Annotated in this window: 2 protein-coding genes; both read right to left on the bottom strand. The window is 39.9% G+C overall.

The window, feature by feature from the left end; translation table 11 throughout:
• Positions 1-1,940 (bottom strand): TonB-dependent receptor plug domain-containing protein (locus AC29Z1_RS16015; protein WP_488272455.1); only part of this gene is annotated, 1,940 nt, incomplete at its 3' end.
• Positions 1,941-2,002: 62 nt separating this feature from the next.
• The coding region (locus AC29Z1_RS16010; RefSeq protein WP_488272454.1) for a TonB-dependent receptor domain-containing protein at positions 2,003-2,796 on the bottom strand (794 nt) is incomplete at its 5' end.

Below are 2,796 nucleotides of genomic sequence, written 5' to 3'. Positions count from 1 at the left end.
GTCCAGTTAAAAGGCAAATCCCAATAATCATAACCACCATGGGTTATAACATTATTTTTATCTAAAATATTATTAAGGTTTAGTGTTACCGTGTCATTCGCGCTCATTGCATAATTGACGACAGCATTTAGGGTAATAGCACTGGGAATTGTCTGATCATATCTGTTTTTTTGCCGCTTCGTTAAGTAATTACAAGTTAAGCTTGTCTGCCACTTATCCATCTCGTATTGCACGCCGGCACTTAATTGCATTTTGGGATAGGTCTGTTCCCAGCCGCCTTTACCATCTTCGGCTTCTGGTTTACCATAGTTAAAGCCAAAATTCAAATTCCAGTGATCATTTATAATTTTGTTGTACTCGGCCTCAAAACCCGTGTTCCTAAACTTGCCTTTATTAATAAGTACATCTTTTCCCGTATCATCTTTTGCATATTCAAACTTATTTTTAATATCCATTTTGTAGACAGCAAATTTCCAGGAACTATCCTCATTAATTATTTTATAGCCTGCTTCGTAGTTCCAGCCTTCTTGCGGCTTTAAGTCTTTGCCATTGGCCAACGTGTTTTTCGAAAAATACTGATTTAATGGCGGCATTTGAAAAGCTTTTCCTATATTGGTGTACCAAGAAGAAGTATCGTTAATTTTATAGACAGTCTGTACTTGAGGAATAAATATACTCTGATCCTTTACCGGATCACTGACCTTTTGACCGCGTACCCCCATAATGGTTGCAAACTCAGGGGACATTTGATAAGAATATTGGGCATATAAGGCATAGTTGTTGCGTCCTGCTCGCTGTGCAGAGTTTGCCGCATTTTTATACTCTTCACGGCTAGTTAACAGGCCCATAAGCACATTATCTTTATCCCCGCGAACTTTCCAGCTTTTTTGGGCATCTAAACCTAAATTATGGGATTTGTAATTACTGGTGTTAACGGTAGTTTTATGGGTATAATTATCGGTTGTCGTCCCATATAAGTCGCGAGAACCGTAAAAGAGAATGGATGTAAAGCGATTTTCTTTATCATCATAGGTAAGTGTCAGATTGTCCTTAACATCATTATAGCGATATGATTTATCCTGCTTTTGACGACTTGTAAATCCCGGATCGGTAACTGGATCCCAATAAGGGGTAGTACCATATTCATTATTGCTTTCTGTACGCATGTAATTTAAATTCCATTTATCCGACAAATTAAGCGTCAAACCGTAGTTTTCTTTATCCCCTTTCCCCCTATTTTGATAATAATTTCTGACGGCTTCACCGGGTAAGGTCGGTCTGTTGGGAGATGTTCTTTCCTCTGCACCAAACTCTTGTTTGCAATAGAAGAAAACAACATCATTATTAGAATAATTAGCTGAATACTTTCTATAGCCAATGTTGCCGCCAGCTATCCCAATAGATGTTTGTTCCGGGCCACCTTTTTTCGTAATAATATTAATAACGCCGCCAAAAGCTTCTGCTCCATATAACGTCGAGCTAGCACCTTTTACGATCTCGACCCGCTCGATAGTTTCAATAGGAATATTGTCCAAACTATTTTTATTGATCAAGTTAAGCGGCGCACCATTGAGTAAAACCAAAGCACCGCGATCAAATCCGCGGATAACCACCCGGCTATCCATAGCACCATAATCCTGTCCACCAGGGCCATAGGAAAAATTGGTTATGCCCTGGGTAAAGGCCAATGCATCAAAAAGAGTTCTGGCACCTGAATTTTTTAATGCTTTTTCATCAAGCACAGTTACAGTAGCCGGCGTATCCAACGCCCGGGTTTCCATTCTCTGTGCTGTCACAATGAGGGAATCCAGAACAAAGTCTGTATCTGACTGTTTGTCTGCGTGTTGTGCACTGACCATTCCCGCACTTGTTAACGAGAGCAACAAGGCCCAAGCCGCAACCTTTTTACTTAACTTTTTTGATTTACTGTTTTTTTTCATAAATATTTCTCCTCATATCATATTACTATACCAAGCAGTTGCCAGCTACTTAACCTAGTTTTTTAAAAGTTGTACTGAACGCCGAATTGATAGTTACGTGCAGGCATTGGGAATCCACCTGGCCCACCGTAACTGGCATCGGTACCATTGATTTCGTAAGCACGATTGGTAATATTATTTATCTTTACATAAGCATTTGCATTGTTATTCATTTTGTAGTTGACGACTGCATCCCATACCCAATAGCTCGATGAAGTATACTTCTCTAAACTCCGTCCGCTTGCGCCGCGGCCAGTGATACCCACATTCCATAAATCATTTGAATAATCCACGCTTAAGCGATAGCCATTTGGTTGACTGTTGTTACTATCATTGGTATATGAAGACGATCCGCCTGGCATATTTTCAACTTTTAAATAGGAGTATGCTCCTGTTACACGCCAATTAGGTGACAGAGCTGTTCTAATTTCGATTTCCGCGCCTTGTTTACGTTGCTTATCGACATTGGAAGGCATCCATTTCCCAACGGAATTCGGCGCCCAATTAATTGCGTCATTCAATTGACTTTTAAAGTAACTGGCGGTAACTTGCGTTTTATCATTTAATTTTTTATTAATACCAATAGTAGTAGAATTACCAGTCTCTGGTTTTAAATTAGGGTTGCCCGCAGTCCAACCGTCATCTGGCCAAAATAAGTCATCAGTATTTGGTGCATTGAATACCTGACCCCAGGATACATACATATTGGTATCATCGTCCATTTTATAATTTAAGCTGGCCCGTGGCGTAGTCTTACTGCCAAACATATTATGATGATCTACGCGTACCCCTGGCGATAATGTCCATTTTTCATCAA

The sequence above is a fragment of the Sporomusa sp. genome, from assembly GCF_057736855.1.
Note: the sequence above shows the minus strand (reverse complement) of the source record. Positions and strands in the feature narration are given on the sequence as shown.